The sequence below is a fragment of the Vibrio sp. SCSIO 43140 genome, assembly GCF_023716585.1.
GTDB classification, from domain to species: Bacteria; Pseudomonadota; Gammaproteobacteria; order Enterobacterales; family Vibrionaceae; genus Vibrio; species Vibrio maritimus_B.
This window is the reverse complement of record NZ_CP071850.1, coordinates 3,381,744-3,403,869: the sequence shown is the minus strand read 5'-3', so window position 1 is coordinate 3,403,869 and position 22,126 is coordinate 3,381,744. Positions and strand designations below refer to the sequence as shown.

The window sequence follows — 22,126 nt, the reverse complement described above, 5'->3', positions numbered from 1 at the left end:
AAAAATGGTGCGGAATTTTAATCCGATCACATGCCCTTTGTAAAGTACTTTGTCGTCTATCTCTTGTACAAAATTTGTTTGCAAGCTCGTGACGAGGTAATATTGCGCCAATTTCGAAATATGTCGAGAACAATATGCGCATTCTAGGTATTGAAACCTCTTGTGATGAAACAGGCATCGCAATCTATGATGATGAAAAAGGACTGCTGTCCCATCAACTATATAGCCAGGTAAAACTGCACGCTGATTACGGCGGTGTTGTCCCTGAATTGGCGTCACGTGATCACGTGAAGAAAACGATCCCGTTGATCAAAGCAGCATTAGCAGAAGCAAATCTGACACCAAAAGATATTGACGGTGTGGCCTATACCGCTGGTCCAGGTCTAGTGGGTGCGCTGCTGGTTGGTACGACGATTGGACGTAGCATGGCTTACGCGTGGGGTGTGCCTGCTGTGCCGGTGCATCATATGGAAGGACACTTGCTGGCACCAATGCTGGAAGACAATCCACCACCATTCCCGTTTATCGCTCTGCTGGTCTCAGGCGGACACAGCATGATCGTTGAAGTAAAAGGCATTGGTGAGTATCAGATCCTTGGTGAGTCTATTGATGATGCCGCTGGGGAAGCATTTGACAAGACGGCAAAACTAATGGGTCTTGATTACCCGGGTGGGCCGCTGCTTTCTAAGCTTGCAGATAAAGGCACGCCGGGTCGCTTTAAGTTCCCACGTCCAATGACGGATCGTCCGGGTCTTGATATGAGCTTTTCAGGTCTTAAAACGTTTGCAGCGAATACCATTGCGGCGAACGATGATAGTGAGCAGACGCGCGCAGATATTGCTTACGCATTCCAAGAGGCGGTGTGTGAAACTCTAGCAATCAAATGCAAGCGTGCCTTAAAGCAAACGGGTATGAAGCGTATCGTTATCGCGGGTGGTGTGAGTGCTAACCGTTTCTTGCGTAAAGAGCTAGAGGCGCTGGCGAGCAAAATCGGTGGTGAGGTGTATTACCCACGCACTGAGTTTTGTACCGACAACGGGGCGATGATTGCTTACGCGGGCATGCAGCGACTTAAAAATGGTGAAGCGGCCGAACTTTCGGTTGAGGCAACGCCACGCTGGCCAATTGATCAGCTAAGTCCGATAAGAGGTTAACAATGAAGGTCACGCAAGTGGCCTTTTTTAATGACATTTCTGCACAAAACTCCTAAAGTCCGAGACTGGCTTATCGTGCTACAGTCTTGATTAGCAAAGTAATGGTTTTTAATTAGGGAATACGACAACATGAAGCAGTTTACCGTTGAAGGACAAGTCATGACGTATCAGGATGTCGGCGAGGGGCCGGTCGTCCTATTTGGTCACAGCTATTTGTGGGATAGCCAAATGTGGCAGCCGCAAGTAGAAGCGCTGAGTCAGCACTATCGTTGTATCGTTCCTGATTTGTGGGCTCATGGACAGTCGCAAGCCGCACCGGCATCAATGAGTAATCTTGCCGATTACGCCAAGCACTTGTTGGCGTTAATGGATGAGCTTGGGATTGAGACGTTTTCAATCGTCGGTTTGTCGGTTGGTGGAATGTGGGGCTCTGAGTTGACGGCTCTGGCTCCAGCTCGAGTAAAAAGCTTAGTGTTGATGGATACTTTCGTTGGTTTAGAGCCTGAGGTTGCGCATGCCAAGTACTTTTCAATGCTAGCGACGATCTCTGAGCTTAAGATGGTACCCGCACCCATTGTCGACGCGGTTGTGCCGTTGTTTTTTGCCAATAATGCCAAGCAAGACAATACAGAGTTAGTTTCAGGTTTTGAAACCAAACTTGCCGCTTTGTCAGGTGAGCAGGCAGATCAAGTTGCCCGAATTGGCCGAATGGTGTTTGGTCGTCGTGATCTCTGTGATGAGATTGAGAAGTTTGCATTGCCGACCTTGATAGCCGTTGGTGCAGAAGATAAGCCTCGTCCAGTGCTTGAGTCTTACCTAATGAATGATCTGATCACCGGAAGCTCGATCAACGTGATCCCTTCTGCAGGTCATATTAGTAACTTAGAGCAGCCAGAGTATGTGACGGGGATGCTAAGCGAGTTTTTATCTCAGCATGCGTAAGCAGCCAACATCGCACGCACAGAAAAGAGCAGCTTGGGCTGCTCTTTTTTATTGGGAAGATAGGTAACTAGGAGGTCTTTTTCTTACCTAGCTTTGGCTCTGTTCCTTCAAATAGCCTGCGAATATTTTGATGGTGCCTTAATAGGATAAGGCAGCTAAGCATAGCAACAGGCAGGGTAAATAGTGGGCGCGCCATCCAGGTATATACAGGGGCCATGAGGACCGTCACTATCGCCGCTAAAGAAGAATAGCGAAACAGAGCGGCAACCAATAACCATGTCCCGGTGATGAGTCCGGTTAAATCCCAGCCAATGGGTGCGATGGCTCCCAGCGCTGTCGCCACTCCTTTGCCACCTTTAAAATGGAAGAATAGTGGGTACATGTGACCTAAACATGCAGCAATCGCAATGACACCCAACACTACAGCATCGATGCCGAGGTAATAGCCACTCCAGACAGGAATCGTCCCTTTCAGCATGTCACAAAGAAGGACAGCAACCGCAGCCCCTTTGCCGCCAGTACGCAGGACATTGGTCGCTCCGGGGTTGTTAGACCCGACCGTTCTTGGATCGGGCAGTCTGAGTAGACGACAGATCAGTACAGCACTCGACACAGAGCCAAGCAGGTAAGCTGCAATAATCATAGCGAGTGCTATTGGTGTCATTGGAACCCTTTTCGCAAGAAATTATCCATAGGGACTGATATCATAACGAAAATAGTACGTTTTTTCCCGATAAATGGGTATCCGACCTCTAATCAAAGGACAAATCATGGCATTGGATAAAGTATTCATTGAGCAGCTTGAAGTGATCACCACCATTGGTGTGTATGACTGGGAACAAGAGATTAAACAAAAGCTTATTCTTGATATTGAAATGGCCCATGATAATGCGCCAGCAGGAAAAAGTGATGATGTTGCTGATGCCTTGGATTATTCAAAAGTAAGTGAAGCAGTACTCAACCATATCCAGAATGGGCGCTTCCTCCTGGTAGAGCGTGTTGCTGAAGAGGTTGCCGCTATCATTCAAAATCAATTCAATGTGCCTTGGGTTAAGATACGTCTTGCTAAACCTGGAGCTGTTCCTCAAGCAAAAAGCGTTGGTGTCGTTATTGAGCGAGGCCAAGCATGATCACTACTTACATTGGCATCGGTACCAATGTGGAGCGTGAAAAGCACATCAGAGCGGCATTCGTAGAACTGACATCTCTAGGACGCAATCTTGCACTTTCGCCCGTTTATGCCTGTGAGTCATTTGGCTTCGATGGCAGTGAGTTTTATAACATGGTGGTGCGAGTTGATACCGATCTCAATTTGTTTGAGCTTTCCCAAGTGTTAAAACAGATTGAGATAAAGTGGGGCAGGGCGGCAGATGCGGCAAAGTTTCAGGATCGCACGCTTGATCTTGATATCTTGTTGTATGGAAATGAAATCTCACAAAAAAAGCCGTTAGTTCCGCGTGAAGATATCTTTAAGTATTCCTTTGTCACACAGCCACTGTATGATCTCGACCCGCAGCTTGTTATTCCTAATGACGGGCGAACGGTAGAACAGATTTTAGAGACTATGTCCGATGTAGACTCACTGAAAAAAATCGATTTTCAATTTTAGTTGGTAGTTATTAATCATGAGTTATTTTGAAGCCTTTATACTGGCCTTGGTGCAAGGATTTACTGAATTTTTGCCAATCTCTAGCTCCGCGCACCTTATTTTGCCTTCGGCTATTTTGGGCTGGGAAGATCAAGGTCTGGCATTTGATGTTGCTGTACACGTAGGCACACTGGCTGCGGTGGTGATCTATTTCCGCAAAGAGGTCGTCACTCTTTTTAGTGCTCTATTTGGATCCATATTCAAGGGAGAGCGAAGCAAAGAATCGAAACTGGCGTGGATGATTGTTCTAGCAACGATTCCGGCATGTATCTTCGGTTTGCTGATGAAGGACATTATTGAGCTTTATCTGCGCAGTGCTTATGTGATTGCGACGACGACAATCGTATTTGGTTTGTTGCTGTGGTGGGTTGATAAAAACGCTAAGCTGGCGGATGACGAATATCAAGCGGGCTGGAAGAAAGCGTTATTCATTGGTCTGGCTCAGGCCGCGGCAATCATTCCTGGTACTTCTCGCTCTGGTGCGACGATTACTGCAGCGTTATACCTTGGATTTACCCGTGAAGCGGCAGCGCGTTTTTCATTCTTAATGTCGATTCCGATTATCACGCTAGCGGGTGCGTATCTTGGCTTGAAACTAGCCACTGGCAGTGAGCCGATTCACTTTGGTTTCTTGTTAACGGGCATCATTGTTTCGTTCGTTAGTGCGTATATCTGTATTCACTTCTTCTTGAAGCTTATCTCACGTATGGGCATGACGCCGTTTGTGATTTATCGCTTGATCTTAGGTGTGGGTCTGTTTGCTTTTCTGCTAATGAGCTAATTTCACTTGATAGTGGCTCAGAGCTTTTCCTTCGAGCCACTATTCATCATCACTCGCTTTAGCTTCCCTCGGCTAATGCCATTTCAACAGCTTTGATGCGGCGTTTATCCAGCTCTTCCTTTATCGCCTGTCCTTTAAATCCATCAGCAATAATGGTTTGGACATTAACACCAACTGCGGCTCGATATGCATTCATAAAGCGCTCTGCTTGTGGGTAAGGTTCCTTTTCCAATCCCTTTCGACCCCTGTGGTCCGCCTCGCAGCATACTAAGACCTGCTCAAGTTTTTCTGGTTTTCGCCAGACGTCGAGTTGGCCGAATATTTTCACAAAGGTGCTGGCGCGCAGTTCAAATGCGCGATGAACATTCGAATGCTGAGCGCACACGGCGATAGCGAGATCTCGGTAGTCATTAGGAACGCGCACACGTGCGCATAATGCTTTAATGATCTTCTGTCCTGTGTGCGTGTGTAGCTTGTGACTTGGCCACTCTTCTTTGGGGGTGACCGCTTTTCCTAAGTCATGAACTTGGGCTGCGAATCGTACGGTTGGCAGTGCGCTTAATCGTGAGACCTGTTTAGCCACCATTAAGGTATGGACGCCAGAATCAATTTCTGGGTGCCATTTTTCTGGTTGCGGGACGCCAAACAGCGCATCTATCTCTGGCAATACGACCTCTAGGGCACCGCAGTCTCTAAGAACTTGTAAGAAAACCTCAGGCGATTGTGTGGTTAACGACTTATGCCACTCTTGCCACACGCGCTCGGCCGTTAGGTATTTGAGTTCCCCTGCGTCGACCATAGTGCGCATGAGCGCTATTGTTTCGGGAGCTACCTGAAAACCAAGATGAGCAAGTTTCGCGGCGAATCTTGCAACGCGAAGGACACGAAGTGGATCTTCACTAAATGCTGGTGAGACATGCCTCAGCACCCGCTCTTCGAGGTCTTGCTGCCCGTTGTAGGGGTCGATAAGTTTGCCTGTTTCATCTTGGGCAATAGCATTGATGGTGAGATCGCGGCGCATTAAGTCTTGCTCTAGCGTGACATCCGGCGATGAGAAACATTCGAAACCGGTATAACCCTTACCAGATTTTCGTTCAGTTCGAGCTAATGCGTGCTCTTCTTTAGAATCTGGATGCAAAAATACCGGGAAGTCTTTGCCCACGGCTTGAAAGCCGAGCTCAAGCATCGCCTCTGGTGTAGCTCCGACGACCACCCAATCTCTGTCGTAGACATCAATATTTAATAATTGGTCGCGTACTGCGCCTCCAACAAGAAAGACTTGCAAATTGGCTCCCCTTTTTACTACTTAGCCGTTGGCATTACTGAGCGCCAATGGTACTTTGCTTTGAGTGATATTGTAAGGTTAACCCATGTACAAGGATTATTTTGGTTTTCGCGAGGTACCGTTCTCGATAGTACCGAGTTCGCGCTACTTGTTTTTAAGTCAACGCCACCGAGAAGCGATGCAGCATTTGCAAGCTGGACTCGGCCAGGGTGGCGGCTTTGCCATGCTTACTGGTGAGGTGGGGACCGGGAAAACCACGGTTGCCAAAGCCATGCTGGCTTCGCTTGATGATAAGACGGCGTCAGGGCTCATTTTAAATCCAACGTTTTCAAGCCAGGATCTGCTTGAAGCGATTTGTGATGAATTCTCTATCTCTTATCCTGAGCAAGCCTCACTCAAGCAGTTAAGCCAAGCTATCTATCAGTATTTGCAACACAATGAGCAGCAAGGTATCAATACGCTGGTGGTCATTGATGAAGCTCAGCACCTTTCTGCAGAAGTGCTAGAGCAACTGCGCCTTTTAACCAATCTGGAAACCGACGATCGTAAGCTTCTGAAAGTACTTCTGATTGGTCAGCCTGAGTTACAACAGAAGCTAAGAACGACGCAATTACGCCAATTAGCACAGCGTATTACTGGTCGATATCATTTACTGCCATTATCAGAAGGTGAGGCGCGTCAGTATATCGAGTTTCGCTTATCGACAGCAGGCGGCGAGACTTCGTTATTTAACAAGTCGGCAGTAGCGGCGATTAACAATGCGAGTCAGGGTATTCCAAGGCTGATTAACCTAATTGGGGATAAAGCCTTGCAGTACGCTTACCATTCAGGTGAGAAGCGAGTGTCAAAGTCTATCGCTCTCAAAGCGTGTGAAGATATTCTCTCGTTTCAGGCTCCCGGTGTTGGTAATGCAGCCAAATCAACGGCTAGCCCTTGGCGTCAAGCCATAGGTCAATATGCTCTGCCTGCCCTCTTGGGCGTGTGTGTTGCGGCGGGTTTGTACTGGAAGGGAGCTGATGCCTTGTCTTGGGCTCAGCTCTCATGGGCGTCGCTGCAGGCGACGGATGTTCCCAATGAAACGGCACCTGTCGAGACACCCGTGGATGCGCGAACGGTGATTGCCGAAGAGCCTCAGCCGCAACAGACTCTATACCCTGCCGAATTGATTCCGCAACTGCTAAATCGTGATGACAAAATTGCTGCGATCCAGGAGCTTTATGCTGTTTGGGGGTATAGAGCCAGCGTGTTAGATGGCATGTGCGACTCTGAAACCAATGGTTTGTTTCAATGCCAGAAGTACCTTGGCACGTTAGCGCAGATCACGGCACAAAACCTTCCTGTTGTTATGCCTTTGTATCATAAAGGGAGAGAAGGCTATGTCGTGCTCTACAGAGTGGCTGGTGATGAGGTTGAGGTGCTCAATGGTACGCAACGTATTGCCATGCCGAAAGAGTGGCTAGAATCACTATGGACCGGTGAGTACTACTCGATTTGGCAACGTGAGATCTACTCGACACTGCGCTTGAATCAACAAGGCGAGCAGGTGTTGCTGTTGGATAGCAAACTGTCTCAAGTATTGGGTGACCAGCCAACCGGCAATGACGTGTTCGATAAAACACTAGAGCGTAAAGTTGAGATCTTCCAACGCTGGCAAAATATGGATGTCGATGGCATTGCTGGAAGAAACACACTCCGACAGCTAGAGCTTATGACCCAGACCGACGCACCTAGCCTGGTTTGGGATAACCCTGAGGAATCCATGCAATGAGTCAGGTTACTTCTGTGAGTCTACTTCTTGTGGCGATGGTGAGTAGTGCAGCGCTTGCTGAAAGCCCATCGGATAGTCCCGCCACTAGCGAAGGGTACTCGGTATTAACGTATCCGACGTTTTCTGAGTTAAAGCCGCTCCCGAAAAGAACGTATGTAGCGCCGCTGCCAATACCTGAACCAACGGCCGCTATACAAGCTTCATCAAACATCGAGCGTGAGTTGCCTAGTGTTTCTGAGCCAGCGCTTAACGCTCCAAAACCAACAAACACATCTAATGAACCTTTTGGGTTGGATGATCTTGATTTGAGCGGCCTTGATCCAGAGATCGCGAGAAAAGTGGCGGCGGCGATGAGTAATGAGCCGGAAAATCCTCTGCTTCGCAATGCTGACCATATAGCATTAGAGAGCAACGAGGCCCGCTATCGAGGCCGTTTGCCAGCCCTTAATTTACAGACCCACATGTACTCGTCGGATACGAACCGAAGGTGGATTAAGGTAAATGGTCAGGAAATGAAAGAAGGCGATCGACTCAATTCGATCCAGTTACTGGCGATTGAACCGCAGTCGATAACGATTCGATTCGACAATGACATTATCGATATCCCAGCGCTTTATGAATGGGGTGGGTAATAAACAAAAAATGAGGCTCGCCGATATGGCGAGCCTCATTTTATTAGAGAGTGGTAGATGCAGTACTTACGGCGTCACTGCCGCTGTTGGTTGGCTTGGATATTGGTGCCAGAGCAAACGTGTGATCCGGGAATAGATATTGCGCCTCAGCGAGCACCTGCTGGGCCTTACTCACCTCACCACTACCTTGATACGCCAAGATCAAGTTTCGATAGAAGGCTGGTCTGGGTTTACTCTTAATCACCTCGACTGACCAATCAATATAAGGCTGAATATACTCTGGGTTTCCGGTTGCGAGTCCAAGTTTTAAGTAGGTGCTGTATAGATCCCAGTGATACCTGTCTTTCCAAACCACAGGATTCGTTACTTGCTCAAGTAAGCTTGCGTCGACCGGTTGCGACTTTTCAAATTTGGTCAGTACATAGTTGGTGTGCAGCGCCGCGACCATATACACACTGACCAAGATAGGGATGAGCAATGACAGAACCCTAGAGAGCGTTTTGGTAAACGAAGTAAAAGAGAGCTGTTTAATCCTTGGCGTGCGTTGATCTACCCAGTAGATAAGAATAATGAATGTGATCCAGTGGATCAGCGAATGGTAAAACGGGTACTCAAGTTGACTGTGCAAAACGATGGGCAGAAACAGTGCAAATATAGCGAGTCGAGTCCCTTTTTTCGCGGTGTAGATTCGACTCAAGACAAATAGAGCAGCCAGTAGAATACCGAGCATTGGGAGTAGGCCGCCTTCGATGCCCCAAAACAGCATTTCGTTGTGTGGGTGATCAAGAGCAGGCAGACCTGGTGCAAAGTTGTCGTTTAGTTGGTGCTGTCTCGCGGTATAAATCAAATACTCAGATTCAAACTTACCCAGTCCGTAGCCTGTGAATGGCTTTTCAATCAACATATCTAAAGACTGGCTATAGATGGTTGAACGCACATCTTCGAGACTCGACTTTTGCGTGATCAGATTCTGACTTCCTGAGTTACCGAACCCTAAGAGTAGCCCTAGAGCCAAACCAGAAAGAGTGGCGAGAGTCCAGCCTCTAAAGCGTTTTCTGGTCGAGTGGCGGTAAAGATATGGCACAAGAAATACAAACCCCATCGCAGCGCCAAGCCAACCGGTTCGAGAGCCCAGTACTACGACTAAAGGTATGGTAATCATGGGGGTGACATAGAGGATAGAGACGTCACTGATTCGCCAGTTGTACTTATGCTTTTGCCTAGCGAGTAAGTAGCCAGAGAGCACGAAACCTGTAGCGAGAAAGCTTGCCATAACGTTAGGCTGTTGAAAAATGCCATAGGGACGGTTGGCCGATACATTGTAACCGAACCAATTGTCAGGCGTGAGCAGTAGGAGCTGAGCATAACCGATTGAGGCTTCAATGAGAGAAGCGAGTACGATGAGCCACAGCAAGCGTTGCTTCTGTTTGTTGGTAAATTGAAATTGCTGCAGCAATACAAAAAATAAAAAACCAAACCACAGGGCGACATATCGAGGTGCGACAGACGCGATATCTGGACCGCTGTAGAGTAAGGGCAGCGTCATCAATACACAGGAAAGCCCAAGCCCTACGGTTAGTTTGCTAAATTTTAGTACTCGATTAGTGCCTAGCTGGTAAAGCCCCAAGCCAATGGCTATCGAGAAAACAATCCATGCTGTGTTGTTGAACGACAGTGCCAGACCGGTTCCCCCAGGGTTTGGCCAAAATAGATGCGTCGCAATAAGAAACAGCACCGTCATGGCGGTCATAAACTTGCGATTAAGGGGAGGGCGAACCTTTACTGGTTCGAGTTCCGTTCCATTGGTATGAATGATTGCCATGTTCGCGACTAGTTAAACCCAAGAAAATCATAGGAGGTCAAACTGACCTCCTATGTATGATGCTCTAATTTAACCTTTTAGCATAGGTTTTAGGAAGCGTGCTGTGTGAGAACCTTCGACTTGGGACACAGTTTCTGGCGTGCCTTCTGCGATGATTTCACCGCCGCCTTGTCCGCCTTCTGGGCCTAAATCGATGATCCAATCTGAGGTCTTGATGACATCAAGATTGTGTTCAATCACCACAACGGTGTTGCCGTGGTCGCGTAAACGGTGCAGTACCGACAACAATAATTCGATATCGTGGAAGTGCAGACCCGTTGTCGGCTCATCTAAGATATATAAGGTTTTACCCGTATCGCGTTTTGACAGCTCTCTTGCTAGCTTCACACGTTGTGCTTCACCACCAGACAGCGTAGTTGCTGCTTGACCTAAACGGATGTACGACAGGCCCACATCCATCAAGGTTTGTAGTTTTCTGGCGATGACAGGAACAGGGTCGAAGAACTCTCTTGCGTCCTCGACGGTCATCTGTAGAACTTCATCAATCGTTTTGCCTTTATAGCGAACTTCCAGTGTTTCACGGTTGTATCGCTTGCCTTTACACACATCACAAGGCACGTATACATCAGGAAGGAAGTGCATCTCTACCTTGATGACGCCATCACCCTGACATGCTTCGCAGCGTCCACCGCGCACGTTAAAGCTAAAGCGCCCTGGCTTATAGCCGCGTGAGCGGGCTTCCTGTGTGCCAGCAAACAGCTCACGGATTGGCGTGAAGATACCGGTATAGGTTGCTGGGTTTGAACGTGGCGTTCGACCGATAGGGCTTTGGTCGATATCAATGACCTTGTCAAAATGCTCAAGCCCTTCAATTTTCTTATATGGTGACGGCTCTGCAGTCGTAGCACCATTGAGTTGGGTATGGGCGATCTTAAAGAAGGTATCGTTAATCAGCGTTGATTTACCGGAACCCGACACCCCAGTAATACAGCTAAACAGACCGACTGGTACCGTAAGGTCAACATTTTTCAGGTTGTTACCCGTCGCGCCTTGTAGCGTGACTACCTTTTTCGGATCCATAGGGGTGCGATTTTCAGGGATTGCGATCTCGCGCTTACCACTCAGATATTGACCGGTAAGGGATTGTTCTGATGCAATGATATCGTCAATCGTGCCTTCAGCAACTACTGAGCCTCCATGAACCCCAGCACCAGGACCGATATCAATCACATGATCGGCTGTACGAATGGCATCTTCATCATGTTCAACCACGAGAACTGTGTTCCCGAGATCCCTTAGGTGGGTCAAGGTATTAAGCAGGCGTTCGTTATCACGCTGATGGAGACCAATGGAAGGCTCATCCAGTACATACATTACCCCAACTAGGCCCGCACCAATTTGGCTGGCCAAACGAATACGCTGCGCTTCACCACCAGATAAGGTTTCAGCGCTGCGAGATAGGTTAAGGTAGTTCAAGCCGACGTTGACGAGGAAATGGAGTCTGTCGTTGATCTCCTTCATCACCTTTTCGGCGATTTGAGCTCGCTGACCCTCTAGCTTGAGTGACTGGAAGAAAGCCATCGCTTCGCTGATACTCATCTCAACGATCTCTGGCAGTGTCGTATCGTCGACAAAGACATTCCGCGCCTCTTCACGCAAGCGAGTTCCGCCACACGTTCCACAAGACTTGGTAGAGATGTACTTAGCCAGATCTTCACGAACCGAGTTTGATTCTGTATCGCGATAGCGACGCTCTAGGGTGTTCAAGATCCCTTCGAATGGATGACGTTTGACGCGGATATCACCGCGATCATTGACGTAGTTGAACTCGATCTCAGTGCGTCCAGAACCGGTCAATACGACGTCTTTAATTTTCTTAGGGAGTGATTTAAACGGCGCAAACAGATCAAAGTCATAATGCTTTGCCAGCGACGTTAACATCTGGAAATAGTAGTAGTTTTTCTGATCCCAGCCACGGATTGCCCCGTCTGCAATGCTGAGGTTTTCATCTACGATGACACGGTCAGGATCGAAGTACTGCTGCACACCGAGTCCGTCACAGGTGTGACAAGCGCCCGCTGGATTGTTGAATGAGAACAATCTAGGTTCTAGCTCTTGTAAGCTGTAGCCACAATATGGGCAAGCAAAGTTCGCTGAGAAGATGATGTCTTCTTTCTCCGGCTCATCCATCCAAGCGACGCCAACGATGCCACCAGAGAGCTCAAGTGCCGTCTCGAAAGATTCAGCCAGACGTTGCTGAAGGTTATCGCGTACCTTGAAGCGATCCACAACGACCTCGATTGTGTGCTTTTTATGGAGCTCTAGAGTCGGCGGATCAGAGAGATCGCAAGTTTCACCATCGATACGAGCACGAATAAAGCCCTGAGCGGCGAGGTTCTCTAAGGTTTTAACGTGTTCCCCTTTACGCTCCTTAACAATAGGTGCCAGCAACATCATCTTGGAGCCTTCAGGAAGCTCCAACACCTTATCGACCATCTGGCTTACAGTTTGAGCGGCCAGTGGTACTTTGTGGGTAGGACAACGCGGTTCGCCAACTCGAGCGTACAGCAATCGCAAATAGTCATAGACCTCAGTAATGGTACCCACGGTTGAGCGTGGATTGTGAGAGGTGGACTTTTGTTCAATGGAAATAGCAGGTGACAGACCTTCGATGTGGTCAACATCCGGTTTTTCCATGAGTGAAAGGAACTGTCTTGCATAAGCGGACAAGGACTCTACATAGCGACGCTGACCTTCTGCATATAGGGTATCAAAAGCAAGAGATGATTTGCCTGAGCCAGAGAGACCTGTGATAACGGTAAGTTTGTCGCGAGGAATTGTGAGATTGACGTTTTTAAGGTTATGGGTGCGGGCGCCCCTAACTTCGATCTTGTCCATTGTTGCCACTCATGTAATACGTAGTGTGACAAGTATTACATAGTGTGAAGTTTGTGCAAAGAAATACTGGATAAAAAAACAGGCTTTGAAAGAAAAATGGCCACTACTAAGTAGTGGCCATTTATATGCTTCAGTGAGCTTAAACGTGCTTAAGCTTTTTTAGTCGCGTGCTTACCCAGCTCTGAGGCTTTTTCATCTTTGAGGTAAAGATTTTCGAAACAGTAGTTGGTTGCTTCGATGTAGCCTTCTACGCTTCCGCAGTCAAAACGCTTGCCCTTAAATTTGTAAGCGAGAACGCAGCCTGCTTTTGCTTGTTTAAGAAGGGCGTCAGTGATTTGGATTTCACCGCCTTTGCCAGGTTCTGTTTGCTCAATAAGCTCAAAGATATCTGGGGTTAGGATGTAGCGACCGATGATCGCTAGGTTGCTTGGCGCTGTGCCTTGCTCTGGTTTTTCAACCATGTCGTCAACACGGAATAAATCGTCTTTGATCATCTCACCAGAGATCACGCCGTACTTGTGTGTTTCATCTTCTGGCACTTCTTGCACGGCAACAATAGAGCAGCGGAACTGCTTATATAGTGCAACCATTTGTGCGAGTACGCCTTGATCTTCATTGACACACAAGTCATCGGCAAGGACTACAGCAAACGGTTCGTCACCAACCAGTTCACGACCTGTAAGAATCGCATGACCAAGGCCTTTCATTTCGCGTTGGCGAATGTAAGTGAAATGCGCAGAGTCGATGATGTCGCGAATATCGACCAGAAGTTCCTCTTTATTGGTACCACTGATCTGGTGTTCAAGCTCGTAGTTCTTGTCAAAGTGATCCATGATCGAGTGTTTGCCACGTCCAGTAACGATACACATACCGTCCATACCTGCTTGAATGGCTTCTTCCACACCATATTCAATCAAAGGTTTGTTAACGACTGGCATCATTTCCTTAGGCATCGATTTAGTTGCCGGTAGGAAGCGTGTTCCATAGCCCGCTGCTGGAAATAGGCACTTTTTGATCATGATAAGACCCTTTATCTTTATAAGTTTTAATTCACTGCCAACGATGGCGAATACGCCATAGTCTACAGAGTAACGTTGGGTTATGACAGTAGAAATATTGTGAAGTTCGATTCACATGCAAGTGATAAAGATGCTTGTAAAATAAAGAGTAATGGGTCTGATTTTTGTAGAAGAAAGGTTGCTTATGACAGCAAGTGTTGGTTTGCCCAGGCAATAGCTTGGAGCCTGTTTTTGACCGATAGCTTTCTAAAAACTTGATACAAATGAGACTTTACCGTCGACTCCGTTATGTATAAATCTTCTGAGATTTCGAGATTACTCGCACCTGATTGCAAGCAGCGTAATATTTCTATCTCTCGTGAGGTTAAATCTACCACTGTGGTAGAGGTATTCGCTGAAACGACATAGCGATAATGGTGTATAAGTTGGCTCGCCACGTCTCGCGGTAACCAGTTTTTTCCATTGATGATCTCGCCAAACCCATAGGTAATCTTACCTGCATCCTCATGGGTGTAGAAAAGCCCTTTGATGTGACCATATTTGAGAATCTCTTCAGTGGTTAACCTGTGAGGAACGTTGATGAGAATCGTCTCAAAATTTTTGCTGGCAAGGGGGAGATTTAGCACTTGTTTGAATAGGTCTAGCGATTCTTCATAATCAAAAAGAAGGATGCGATTTCTGGGTCCCGACGCGACATTGAGCAAGTCGTTCGGAGTAATGGTTTCGATACTGTTGATGCATAGATTGGACAGCTCACTTACGCGCTGTGTGACTTCTGGATCTTTCCCAAAACTGACGTGTTGTATGGTTCGCTTATAGCTATTTTTTCTCATAATCATTAATAATTTTGCCACTGAACTAGCGTGCATATTGAAGTTTATAAAATTTGGCTTCCAGCGTTTACAACGTAAAATGGGAGAGAGTTAAAGCAAATCAAGTAACTGATATGTATATAAGGTGGGCGCATCTTGTAGAAGGTCTGAAGTTTCAACGCTAGACTTATATTCAGACACGTGTGCTGGATTGTAGGATAGTTCACATAAGCGCTGTTGCTGTCTGGTTGGTTCGTGGTATCCTACTGGGCTATTTTAAAACACACTGTGGTTACGGAGCAAAACATGGCAAGCCGTGGAGTAAACAAAGTCATTCTAGTGGGTAACTTAGGTAACGACCCAGAAATTCGTTACATGCCAAACGGCGGTGCCGTGGCGAATATTACAATCGCGACTTCTGAATCGTGGCGTGATAAGGCGACTGGCGAACAGCGCGAAAAAACTGAGTGGCACCGTGTTGCACTATTCGGCAAGCTGGCAGAAGTGGCTGGCGAGTACTTGAGAAAAGGTTCTCAAGTGTACATCGAAGGTCAACTACAGACTCGTAAGTGGCAAGACCAAAATGGTCAAGACCGCTACACAACAGAGGTTGTGGTTCAAGGCTTTAACGGTGTTATGCAGATGCTAGGCGGCCGTCAAGGCGGCGGTGCTCCAATGCAGGGTGGTATGAACCAAGGCGGTATGCAGCAGCAAGCTCCACAACAACAAGGTTGGGGTCAGCCACAGCAGCCTGCAGTTCAGCAGCCAGCACAGCAAAAACCTGCTCAACAGCAGCCACAATACAATGAACCACCAATGGATTTCGACGACGACATCCCGTTTTAAATCGAGGTTTGGTGAGATCAGTGTGTAGCACTGATGGTATTGAACATAAGAAGCCGCGATGATCATCGCGGTTTTTTTGTGTTTCTTAGAACCTTGCCATAGCCTGTTACTTAAAGGTTTTGGTTAAATTTGATATAACAAACATTAATATAGCTGGCTATTTCTCTGTTCAAAAAGGACTTTGACAACCTATGAGGCAAACTCCCACTCTCAAGCTGAGCACGCGCTTGGTCGCTTTTGTTACGGTGATCGTGATGAGTGCGGTCTTTATTCTCTTTGTCGGTGGCACTTTGTCGATTAAGCGAATGGGACAAGAGTATTTAAATCACCACTTAGCAGGGATTGTTAAGGTGATAGATAAAGAGCTTGAAGACCCAGATGCTGCGTACATGATGCAGCGCTGGATGCCTAAAATGCTTCAGGCAAGTAATATCATAGAGATGCAACTGCTCTCATCAGCCGGTATTGTCTACCGATATAAGAATACTTCGCCAACCATAGACAGAACCATTGTCTACAAGCAAGGCTTCGAACTCGAGAGAAATGAAGGCTACCGCGTAGAATTTGTCGCCTTACCCCCTTATTTAGATGTTCGCTATTCGATAGAAGCCATGTGGTCGGTGACGCTGGCATTTGGCTTGATTGTATTTTGCTTAATGCAAGGCGTGAAATGGCTGCGGCAGCAGTTAGTCGGCTCTGAGCTTCTCGAAGAGCGGGGGCGTATGATCCTCGGTGGGCGTGTTGAACAATACGCTAAAGGGGATGAGCGTGAGTGGCCATACACCGCCAGTGAAGCGCTGGATATCTTAATTGAAGAGCTTCAGGATGCGCGCCAAGAGCGCAGTCGATTCGATACCTTTATTAGGACTCAAACCTTCCTCGACCCATTGACTGGCAGCGCCAATCGTATGCTTTTTGATAGTAAGCTGGAGTCAGCTTTGCAAGAAAGTGGCGCTCAGGGTGGTGTCATCTTATTCCGCATTGAGGACTGGGAACAGGCGCAGGAAAAGTTAGGTAAATCCGCTGCCGATGACTTCTTAATTGAGGTCGGAGAGGTATTGTCTCAATCGATTCAAAAATACCCAGATGCCATATTCTCTCGTTACTACGATGCAGATTTTGCCATATTTATCCCACATCAAAGCAGTAAAGACGTTGCGAACCTGGCGAGCCAGTGTATTCGCCAAATGGAGAAGGCACCGCCGCCTGCGCCTCTTGATGAAGATAATTGGTGTCATATCGGGGTGAGTATGTACTCCGAAGGGGAGCGTCGAGGACGCATCATGGAAGAGGCGGAAACGGCTCTTAAGAGCGCTCAACTGCAGCGAGTTAATAACTGGAGTCGATTCCAAAAGCAAGCCCAACCGTTTGATGAGCGTGGTAGCGTCCGCTGGAGAACCTTATTTGATAAAGCCTTGTTGCCAGAGAATTTGTTGATCTATGCTCAGCCCTGTTATCTGTACGAGAAAGGCAAAGAGCTGAATACGATTCACAAAGAGCTGTTTGCCAGAATCGATGATCCAGAAAGAGGAACGGTGAAGGCGTCTAGGTTCCATTCGGCTCTGCTTCAAGTCGGTTATGAGGCGAACTTTGATAGAGCAGTACTGGGCAAGCTATTTAGAAGTATCAAGCAAGGCCAGATTACGTTGCCCGTTTCGATTAATGTCTACGTGGTGCCATTTGCCAACAAGAACTACTTCAAGTGGTTCAGAGATGAGTTACTGCAACTACCGGTTGGCGTCAGAAAGCAATTGAGCTTTGAGTTCTCAGAGGCTCGCTTAGTGCAGCATCTCGACTATATTCGTCATGTGGTTAAAATGCTCTCTGGGCTAGGGTGCACCGTGATCGTTGGGCAAGCGGGACGTTCGATTGTCAGCACGCACTACATAAAAGATTTAAAAGTCGACTACCTCAAATTGCATCGCAGCCTAGTCAAGCGCATTGATCAGCGAGATGAAAACCAGCTCTTCGTGCGAAGTATGGTTGGTGCGTGTGGTGATGCCCCAACCAAGGTGATTGCGGTTGGCGTGGAAACTAAGAAAGAGTGGCACACATTGATAGATCTGGGTGTTACTGGAGGTCAGGGGCGTTATTTCGCCGCTGAAACTCAGTTGCTGCCGGAAGTTAAAGCGAAAGCGGCAACGATCAAACCTGGACGCAGAAATCGCTGGAAGCGCTCTTAGTTAAGATTAAACCAAAGTCATTGAAGAAGAGCTCTATCTCGCTAGATAGAGCTCTTTTTTTATGCTTGTTATGCAAGGAACGTAACCGTGTCGGTTTAATTACTGCGGGGTCTGTACTCAGTCCAAGATTGATCGTCAAAGCTATAGAACTGCTTGCCATCCACTTCGAGCATGGTGGTTCCAGAGTTCTGAGATATGACTGGTGTTGTCGGCAGACCTTGGGTAAGCGATGCAAGTGATGTCGACTTACCTTGGTACATGTCACTCGTGACGATATTGGCAAGAAGATCGCTAAGGGCTAAGAAGCTAACGGGTTCTTCGACATCTAACTGCGTACGGTTGTCGATAGACGCGTTACCAAAAAACTTAATGCCGACAGGCACGTTAGTGATTGCTTTTGTGGGAATTTCTCTCATTCCCGATATCTGCATACGGTCACCCCGAACGGCTGCGCCATGCTCCGGAAGCAATACGACAACCACGTTTCGCTTGCTCTCTTTTAGTGACTGGAAGAAGGCATACAACTCATCCAGCAGAATTTTCTGTTGGCGTTTGTAAGTGACCAAGCGAGAGCCAGATTGACCAACAACGCGGTTACCATCGTGAATGCTGATCGTGTTGTAGAGGCTCACTGTCGGTTTGTCGTGTGAAAGTTGCTCCCATTGCAAGAGAATCTGTTCATCGCTGTATATCTTGGTGCCATCAAATGCGTATTGCGACGGCGACATCGTCTCTATATCGACGGCCGGTGAGAAGCTACCGATGTTGTTGGCAATGTGCTTATTGAAACCGTCAAACTTGCCGTCGTGGTTCATGAAAACCTCTTTGCTAAACCCAAGGCGAGCGAGCTGATCGAACAGTGAGCACTGTTGAGTGAGATTATCATTGAACAGGTCTGCGTGAGATTGCTGACCACAGTTAGCCCGCAAGATCCTCAAAACGGCAGGGCCACTATACGATGTGGCAGAGTTAAACTTCTTAAATAGAATATCGAACTCTTTAAATATCGGATGATCGATGTTGCCTGAGTACTCCAAATCGTCCCAAGCCAGTGAACAAACGCTGAGGAATAAAATATCGAAGTTAGGCTGCTCTGCAAGTGCATCAATACTGGTTAGCGTTGAGGTTTTTGATGCTTGCTGATTGAAAAACTGACCAATGTAGTTGGTGAGCCCCTCTGATGAAGTATCTATCGCCACTTGCGGTGTCTCTGGCGATATTCCAGCGGGCTGAACTTCAGTCTTTTCGAGTGGAGAGGCGGTCGTGAAGGAGACTTGCCAGAAGGAACTTGGAATAGACGCTACGATCATACCCAAAACTACGAATGTCGATAGACGTAAGATCTGATTGAGATAAAGGTAAGCCACAAATAGGACGAAGCCGAGCAACAAAAAGTCGACCGAGACAAAATCTTTTGCCAAAGCAAAAAGGTAAGCGGTATCAAATTGACTGACAAGATCCCATTGGCTAAACAGGCGTTCTATTGGTGGTAAATAGGAGTCATGATGGAGTAAAAGCAGTGCCAATACGACGGCAACACAGTGTCTAGCTATGTTGAGCCAACGAGAGCGAAGAGGGATCGCGATAAAGCAAAGCAAGCTGAAGTTGTACAAAGGAGAAAAATTCAATGTATCACTGGCGTATAAGGCCAGCTTCAGCGCAAAGTAGAGTGTCCACCAGCCTAGGGAAATGGAAACAATGGGCTTAGTACTATGCATGGTTTAAAGTTTGGTTTCTCTTAAGTGTTTTGGGCGCTTGCTGAGCCGGGAAATAAGTCTAGCGACTATCCTGAACACACTAGGCGCAACAATGCCGATGGCTAATCCAACAAGGGTAAACAAGCCAGCGACAATCAGAAAGTCTTCAATGTTCATACGTCATCCCAAATGACAGGTTTAGCATAACGGCTCATAGGTATAGCCGTATCAGCCTCCAATGTATCGGTCTCACTTTTATCAAGGTAGTCGATTGCCTGAAGGTTGGATAGTCGGTCGATGATCGTTTCTGCCGTTGTCAGCTGTATTTCGTCGATGAACAACTCGCTTGGCGCGACTGCGAAGACATTGAGCAAAGCCTGGTGTATCTCATATCGGCGTAACGAGCTGAAAAAGATCAAGACACGACCATCGATTTGGCAGGCAATGTCTCCTCTCCGCTTCATCTTACTATACGAGACTACCTCATTGAGTGGCACTGAAGAGTATGGAATTAATTCGACAAGCGCATACTCAATTTGAGTATTCTTACAAAGTTCAATCGCATCCAGTGTTATCGATTTAAAGTCACTGTAACTGATGAAGCCGCTCTCGCTTACTGGGCTTTCGAACTGCTCCAGTAGATTTTGCATACTTAGGAAGCTAGCTTCCATCTTCGTTAACGACGCAAGGCGAACTTGATCATAGAGAGCTGCTTCATTTTTATTATGCTCGACAATACTTTGAGCACCAGCAGTGATTAGCATATGAAAATCATTATATCGAATGCAAGGTGTTAACTCTTTGACTACGAAGTGGATGCTCTCACCGTAAAGGTTTTTACTTTCGAGGATAGTTTCAGCAACGCGACCTATATCGCCAAAACCACGACATGGAAGTACGACGACAGATGCATTGCTACTTTCGATAATGGCATTGGGAAAATTGAAATTATCAAAAGATTGAAAGCCATGGGTTTGTAGGAATTCACTGCTGGCTGCAAGTGAAGAGACAAGTACCGGAAGTACATTTCGCTGCTGATAGTCACCATCTGTAGTTAACACAAAAAGCTTGTTCTCAATGCGAGTATTGGCATTTTGGTACAGGGAAATCTTTAAAAAACATTGTTTCTTAAGGGTTTTAAGTTCGCCCAAAAATATAGAGTTGCCTCGCAAGTTTGCCTTATGTTCGTTTACATCGTGTTTATTATTAATGTCTATTAACAAAAAAGTAATATCCACAAAATTATTTGTTGCTTGCTCGATCGCAAATTTTACATCCAAATCTGCGCTCTGGCTTAGATCAAGCAATATAACTATTTGAATATCCTTATTAAAAGGGAGTCTTGACAGATCATCAAGAAAGTCAGAGATAGACAGCCCCTGCTCTGATAGAAAGATATGGTCAAAGCTTTGATTGATGAACTCGCTGCCTTTTGCGGTTAAATGTTCACTTTTTGTAAGAAAGTCCTTACTTAATGGGGAGGTAAATAAACCAGTTTTCGACTCGAAAAGTGGGAATCTTTCGCCCTGCATCAACAAATTTTCCAATGACTCCCAGGAGTTAATGTATATGATCTGCTGAATCATTTGCTTATTTACCATTCATAGTAGTGATATTAGTTGTGTGTTAGTGTACTATTCGCTCAAATTTAGAACAAACTTATCTTATTGAGAGTAGTATAAGGTAATGCAAAAACACACCGCCGATGTAGAACAAATCTATAATTCGTACGGTATTCCATCAACTGGTTATCAGAACTTGGAACGTAAAAACGAATTAGAATCATCGCAAAGTAAATGGAGTTTTTTGCAATCAAATCAAACAGTGCAAGCCAGTAAAGAAGGTAAATCATTGGTATTGCATGAGAACCCAATCGAGCCGTCTTCAGAGTCGTTGCTTGAAGGAGAGTAAACGTATATGTCCGTATTACTTGTCAAAGGTATTCATGCTGGAGTAGGAGCAAACAGTGTCGCTGCTAATCTCGCAGCTGCCTATACAGTATTAGGGCATAAAGTACTGCTGATAGACCTGGACGCTAAAAACCTCATTGGTCCTTGGTTTGGTCATTCAACTGAAAATGTTTTGGGCTGGACAGATGCCATTGAGAGCGGCGACAGTTGGAAAAGCGCGCTCTTAAAAGACCCGATTGGCAGCTATTTTCTGCCTCACGGAAGCACTTTGTTAGAGCCTGCGGAGTACCGCTCTCGTTTGTCCGAGATGTTGGGCGCTGCCCAAGATAAGTTTGAGATCATAATTGTCTCTGCGCATCATGACTTTGTCGCTGCAGCTGTGGAGAGCGTTCTGTTAACGATTAATGTTGTTAATCCGACGCCGAGTTCAGTTACGTTACTCAACCGCTTTTTACAGCTAAGTAAGGCTGACCCTTCCACTTATTTCGTACTCAATCAGTGTCGTCATGATATGGCTCTATCAAGAGATATGACACTCGTCCTAGAAGAGACGCTTGGCACTCGATTGATCTCTGCTCATCTTTACTTTGATATTGCTATTCAAGAAGCCTTTGCCATGCTTGGTAATGTGATGACCGCGGCAAAGCGCTCAAATGCGGCGGTGGAATTTAGGCAATTGGCAACCGTGTTGTTGTCTCAGATAGAAAAGAACCAGCTACGCTCATAAAC

Annotated in this window: 20 protein-coding genes; 11 read left to right on the top strand and 9 right to left on the bottom strand. The window is 46.8% G+C overall.

Features of this window, described 5'->3' with window-relative positions:
* Nucleotides 1-134: 134 nt before the first annotated feature.
* Together tsaD and J4N45_RS16225 are read left to right on the top strand one after the other, a co-directional pair.
* On the top strand, nucleotides 135-1,154 hold the full coding sequence (gene tsaD, locus J4N45_RS16230) for a tRNA (adenosine(37)-N6)-threonylcarbamoyltransferase complex transferase subunit TsaD (RefSeq protein ID WP_252012526.1): 1,020 nt from the start codon (nucleotides 135-137) through the stop codon (nucleotides 1,152-1,154).
* Nucleotides 1,155-1,283: 129 nt separating this feature from the next.
* The gene (locus J4N45_RS16225) at nucleotides 1,284-2,096 is read left to right on the top strand and encodes an alpha/beta fold hydrolase (protein WP_252012524.1); all 813 of its coding nucleotides are present in this window, start codon (nucleotides 1,284-1,286) and stop codon (nucleotides 2,094-2,096) included.
* A gap of 67 nt (nucleotides 2,097-2,163) precedes the next feature.
* On the opposite strand, the gene plsY is transcribed toward J4N45_RS16225, so the two are convergent.
* A complete protein-coding gene (gene plsY / locus J4N45_RS16220; RefSeq protein ID WP_234495166.1) occupies nucleotides 2,164-2,760 on the bottom strand; it encodes a glycerol-3-phosphate 1-O-acyltransferase PlsY in 597 nt (198 codons plus the stop codon).
* Nucleotides 2,761-2,866: 106 nt separating this feature from the next.
* Between plsY and folB the strand changes: the two genes are divergently transcribed.
* From folB to J4N45_RS16205, 3 genes are read left to right on the top strand one after another with little or no spacing between them, the layout of a single operon-like run.
* Nucleotides 2,867-3,226 carry a dihydroneopterin aldolase gene (gene folB / locus J4N45_RS16215; RefSeq protein ID WP_042473853.1) on the top strand — a complete coding sequence of 120 codons (360 nt, stop codon included), beginning with the start codon at nucleotides 2,867-2,869 and terminating at the stop codon, nucleotides 3,224-3,226.
* On the top strand, nucleotides 3,223-3,705 hold the full coding sequence (folK, locus tag J4N45_RS16210; protein WP_234495168.1) for a 2-amino-4-hydroxy-6-hydroxymethyldihydropteridine diphosphokinase: 483 nt from the start codon (nucleotides 3,223-3,225) through the stop codon (nucleotides 3,703-3,705). The genes folB and folK overlap by 4 nt, the downstream gene beginning before the upstream one ends.
* A gap of 16 nt (nucleotides 3,706-3,721) precedes the next feature.
* Complete coding sequence (locus J4N45_RS16205) at nucleotides 3,722-4,525, top strand: undecaprenyl-diphosphate phosphatase (protein WP_042473366.1); 804 nt, start codon at nucleotides 3,722-3,724, stop codon at nucleotides 4,523-4,525.
* A 58-nt stretch (nucleotides 4,526-4,583) separates the two neighbouring features.
* Here the strand turns inward: J4N45_RS16205 and J4N45_RS16200 are convergent, their stop codons facing one another.
* Nucleotides 4,584-5,810, bottom strand: a complete 1,227-nt coding sequence (locus J4N45_RS16200) for a multifunctional CCA addition/repair protein (RefSeq protein ID WP_252012522.1) — start codon at nucleotides 5,808-5,810, stop codon at nucleotides 4,584-4,586.
* Nucleotides 5,811-5,895: 85 nt separating this feature from the next.
* Between J4N45_RS16200 and J4N45_RS16195 the strand changes: the two genes are divergently transcribed.
* A complete protein-coding gene (locus tag J4N45_RS16195; protein ID WP_252012520.1) occupies nucleotides 5,896-7,578 on the top strand; it encodes an ExeA family protein in 1,683 nt (560 codons plus the stop codon).
* Nucleotides 7,575-8,210, top strand: coding sequence for a general secretion pathway protein GspB (locus tag J4N45_RS16190; RefSeq protein ID WP_252012518.1), 636 nt, complete (start codon nucleotides 7,575-7,577; stop codon nucleotides 8,208-8,210). Before J4N45_RS16195 ends, J4N45_RS16190 begins: the two co-directional genes overlap by 4 nt.
* A 43-nt stretch (nucleotides 8,211-8,253) precedes the next feature.
* Here the strand turns inward: J4N45_RS16190 and J4N45_RS16185 are convergent, their stop codons facing one another.
* The 4 genes from J4N45_RS16185 to J4N45_RS16170 form a co-directional block, all read right to left on the bottom strand.
* Nucleotides 8,254-10,032, bottom strand: coding sequence for a PglL family O-oligosaccharyltransferase (locus J4N45_RS16185; protein ID WP_252012516.1), 1,779 nt, complete (start codon nucleotides 10,030-10,032; stop codon nucleotides 8,254-8,256).
* 69 nt (nucleotides 10,033-10,101) lie between these two features.
* A complete protein-coding gene (gene uvrA / locus J4N45_RS16180) occupies nucleotides 10,102-12,930 on the bottom strand; it encodes an excinuclease ABC subunit UvrA (protein ID WP_252012514.1) in 2,829 nt (942 codons plus the stop codon).
* A gap of 149 nt (nucleotides 12,931-13,079) precedes the next feature.
* Nucleotides 13,080-13,949: a UTP--glucose-1-phosphate uridylyltransferase GalU gene (gene galU / locus J4N45_RS16175; protein WP_042473378.1), complete on the bottom strand. Its 870-nt coding sequence runs from the start codon at nucleotides 13,947-13,949 to the stop codon at nucleotides 13,080-13,082.
* Between the two features lie 182 nt (nucleotides 13,950-14,131).
* On the bottom strand, nucleotides 14,132-14,782 hold the full coding sequence (locus J4N45_RS16170) for a LuxR C-terminal-related transcriptional regulator (protein WP_419153433.1): 651 nt from the start codon (nucleotides 14,780-14,782) through the stop codon (nucleotides 14,132-14,134).
* A gap of 285 nt (nucleotides 14,783-15,067) precedes the next feature.
* Between J4N45_RS16170 and J4N45_RS16165 the strand changes: the two genes are divergently transcribed.
* Both J4N45_RS16165 and csrD read left to right on the top strand, forming a co-directional pair.
* A complete protein-coding gene (locus J4N45_RS16165) occupies nucleotides 15,068-15,607 on the top strand; it encodes a single-stranded DNA-binding protein (RefSeq protein WP_042473381.1) in 540 nt (179 codons plus the stop codon).
* Between the two features lie 191 nt (nucleotides 15,608-15,798).
* Entirely contained in the window at nucleotides 15,799-17,790 is a 1,992-nt protein-coding gene (gene csrD, locus J4N45_RS16160) for an RNase E specificity factor CsrD (protein WP_252012513.1), read from the top strand.
* Nucleotides 17,791-17,885: 95 nt separating this feature from the next.
* On the opposite strand, the gene bcsG is transcribed toward csrD, so the two are convergent.
* Genes bcsG through J4N45_RS16145 form a run of 3 tightly spaced genes read right to left on the bottom strand, consistent with a single transcriptional unit; the run spans nucleotide 17,886 to nucleotide 21,073 of the window.
* On the bottom strand, nucleotides 17,886-19,508 hold the full coding sequence (gene bcsG / locus J4N45_RS16155) for a cellulose biosynthesis protein BcsG (RefSeq protein WP_252012512.1): 1,623 nt from the start codon (nucleotides 19,506-19,508) through the stop codon (nucleotides 17,886-17,888).
* 3 nt (nucleotides 19,509-19,511) lie between these two features.
* The gene (locus J4N45_RS16150) at nucleotides 19,512-19,664 is read right to left on the bottom strand and encodes a hypothetical protein (protein ID WP_234495176.1); all 153 of its coding nucleotides are present in this window, start codon (nucleotides 19,662-19,664) and stop codon (nucleotides 19,512-19,514) included.
* Nucleotides 19,661-21,073, bottom strand: a complete 1,413-nt coding sequence (locus J4N45_RS16145; protein ID WP_252012510.1) for a BcsE family c-di-GMP-binding protein — start codon at nucleotides 21,071-21,073, stop codon at nucleotides 19,661-19,663. The genes J4N45_RS16150 and J4N45_RS16145 overlap by 4 nt, the downstream gene beginning before the upstream one ends.
* Nucleotides 21,074-21,173: 100 nt before the next feature.
* On the opposite strand from J4N45_RS16145, the gene J4N45_RS16140 reads away from it, so the two are divergent.
* Complete coding sequence (locus tag J4N45_RS16140) at nucleotides 21,174-21,398, top strand: hypothetical protein (RefSeq protein WP_252012509.1); 225 nt, start codon at nucleotides 21,174-21,176, stop codon at nucleotides 21,396-21,398.
* 6 nt (nucleotides 21,399-21,404) lie between these two features.
* Nucleotides 21,405-22,124 carry a cellulose synthase operon protein YhjQ/BcsQ gene (locus tag J4N45_RS16135; RefSeq protein ID WP_252012507.1) on the top strand — a complete coding sequence of 240 codons (720 nt, stop codon included), beginning with the start codon at nucleotides 21,405-21,407 and terminating at the stop codon, nucleotides 22,122-22,124.
* Nucleotides 22,125-22,126: the final 2 nt, after the last annotated feature.

What these genes read in the sequence shown, in the direction of transcription:
- tsaD (WP_252012526.1), top strand. Translation starts at nt 135, where the DNA reads ATGCGCATTCTAGGTATTGAAACCTCTTGTGATGAAACAGGCATCGCA.
- J4N45_RS16225 (WP_252012524.1), top strand. Translation starts at nt 1,284, where the DNA reads ATGAAGCAGTTTACCGTTGAAGGACAAGTCATGACGTATCAGGATGTC.
- plsY (WP_234495166.1), bottom strand. Translation starts at nt 2,760, where the DNA reads ATGACACCAATAGCACTCGCTATGATTATTGCAGCTTACCTGCTTGGC.
- folB (WP_042473853.1), top strand. Translation starts at nt 2,867, where the DNA reads ATGGCATTGGATAAAGTATTCATTGAGCAGCTTGAAGTGATCACCACC.
- folK (WP_234495168.1), top strand. Translation starts at nt 3,223, where the DNA reads ATGATCACTACTTACATTGGCATCGGTACCAATGTGGAGCGTGAAAAG.
- J4N45_RS16205 (WP_042473366.1), top strand. Translation starts at nt 3,722, where the DNA reads ATGAGTTATTTTGAAGCCTTTATACTGGCCTTGGTGCAAGGATTTACT.
- J4N45_RS16195 (WP_252012520.1), top strand. Translation starts at nt 5,896, where the DNA reads ATGTACAAGGATTATTTTGGTTTTCGCGAGGTACCGTTCTCGATAGTA.
- J4N45_RS16190 (WP_252012518.1), top strand. Translation starts at nt 7,575, where the DNA reads ATGAGTCAGGTTACTTCTGTGAGTCTACTTCTTGTGGCGATGGTGAGT.
- J4N45_RS16185 (WP_252012516.1), bottom strand. Translation starts at nt 10,032, where the DNA reads ATGGCAATCATTCATACCAATGGAACGGAACTCGAACCAGTAAAGGTT.
- uvrA (WP_252012514.1), bottom strand. Translation starts at nt 12,930, where the DNA reads ATGGACAAGATCGAAGTTAGGGGCGCCCGCACCCATAACCTTAAAAAC.
- galU (WP_042473378.1), bottom strand. Translation starts at nt 13,949, where the DNA reads ATGATCAAAAAGTGCCTATTTCCAGCAGCGGGCTATGGAACACGCTTC.
- J4N45_RS16170 (WP_419153433.1), bottom strand. Translation starts at nt 14,782, where the DNA reads ATGAGAAAAAATAGCTATAAGCGAACCATACAACACGTCAGTTTTGGG.
- J4N45_RS16165 (WP_042473381.1), top strand. Translation starts at nt 15,068, where the DNA reads ATGGCAAGCCGTGGAGTAAACAAAGTCATTCTAGTGGGTAACTTAGGT.
- csrD (WP_252012513.1), top strand. Translation starts at nt 15,799, where the DNA reads ATGAGGCAAACTCCCACTCTCAAGCTGAGCACGCGCTTGGTCGCTTTT.
- bcsG (WP_252012512.1), bottom strand. Translation starts at nt 19,508, where the DNA reads ATGCATAGTACTAAGCCCATTGTTTCCATTTCCCTAGGCTGGTGGACA.
- J4N45_RS16150 (WP_234495176.1), bottom strand. Translation starts at nt 19,664, where the DNA reads ATGAACATTGAAGACTTTCTGATTGTCGCTGGCTTGTTTACCCTTGTT.
- J4N45_RS16145 (WP_252012510.1), bottom strand. Translation starts at nt 21,073, where the DNA reads ATGATTCAGCAGATCATATACATTAACTCCTGGGAGTCATTGGAAAAT.
- J4N45_RS16140 (WP_252012509.1), top strand. Translation starts at nt 21,174, where the DNA reads ATGCAAAAACACACCGCCGATGTAGAACAAATCTATAATTCGTACGGT.
- J4N45_RS16135 (WP_252012507.1), top strand. Translation starts at nt 21,405, where the DNA reads ATGTCCGTATTACTTGTCAAAGGTATTCATGCTGGAGTAGGAGCAAAC.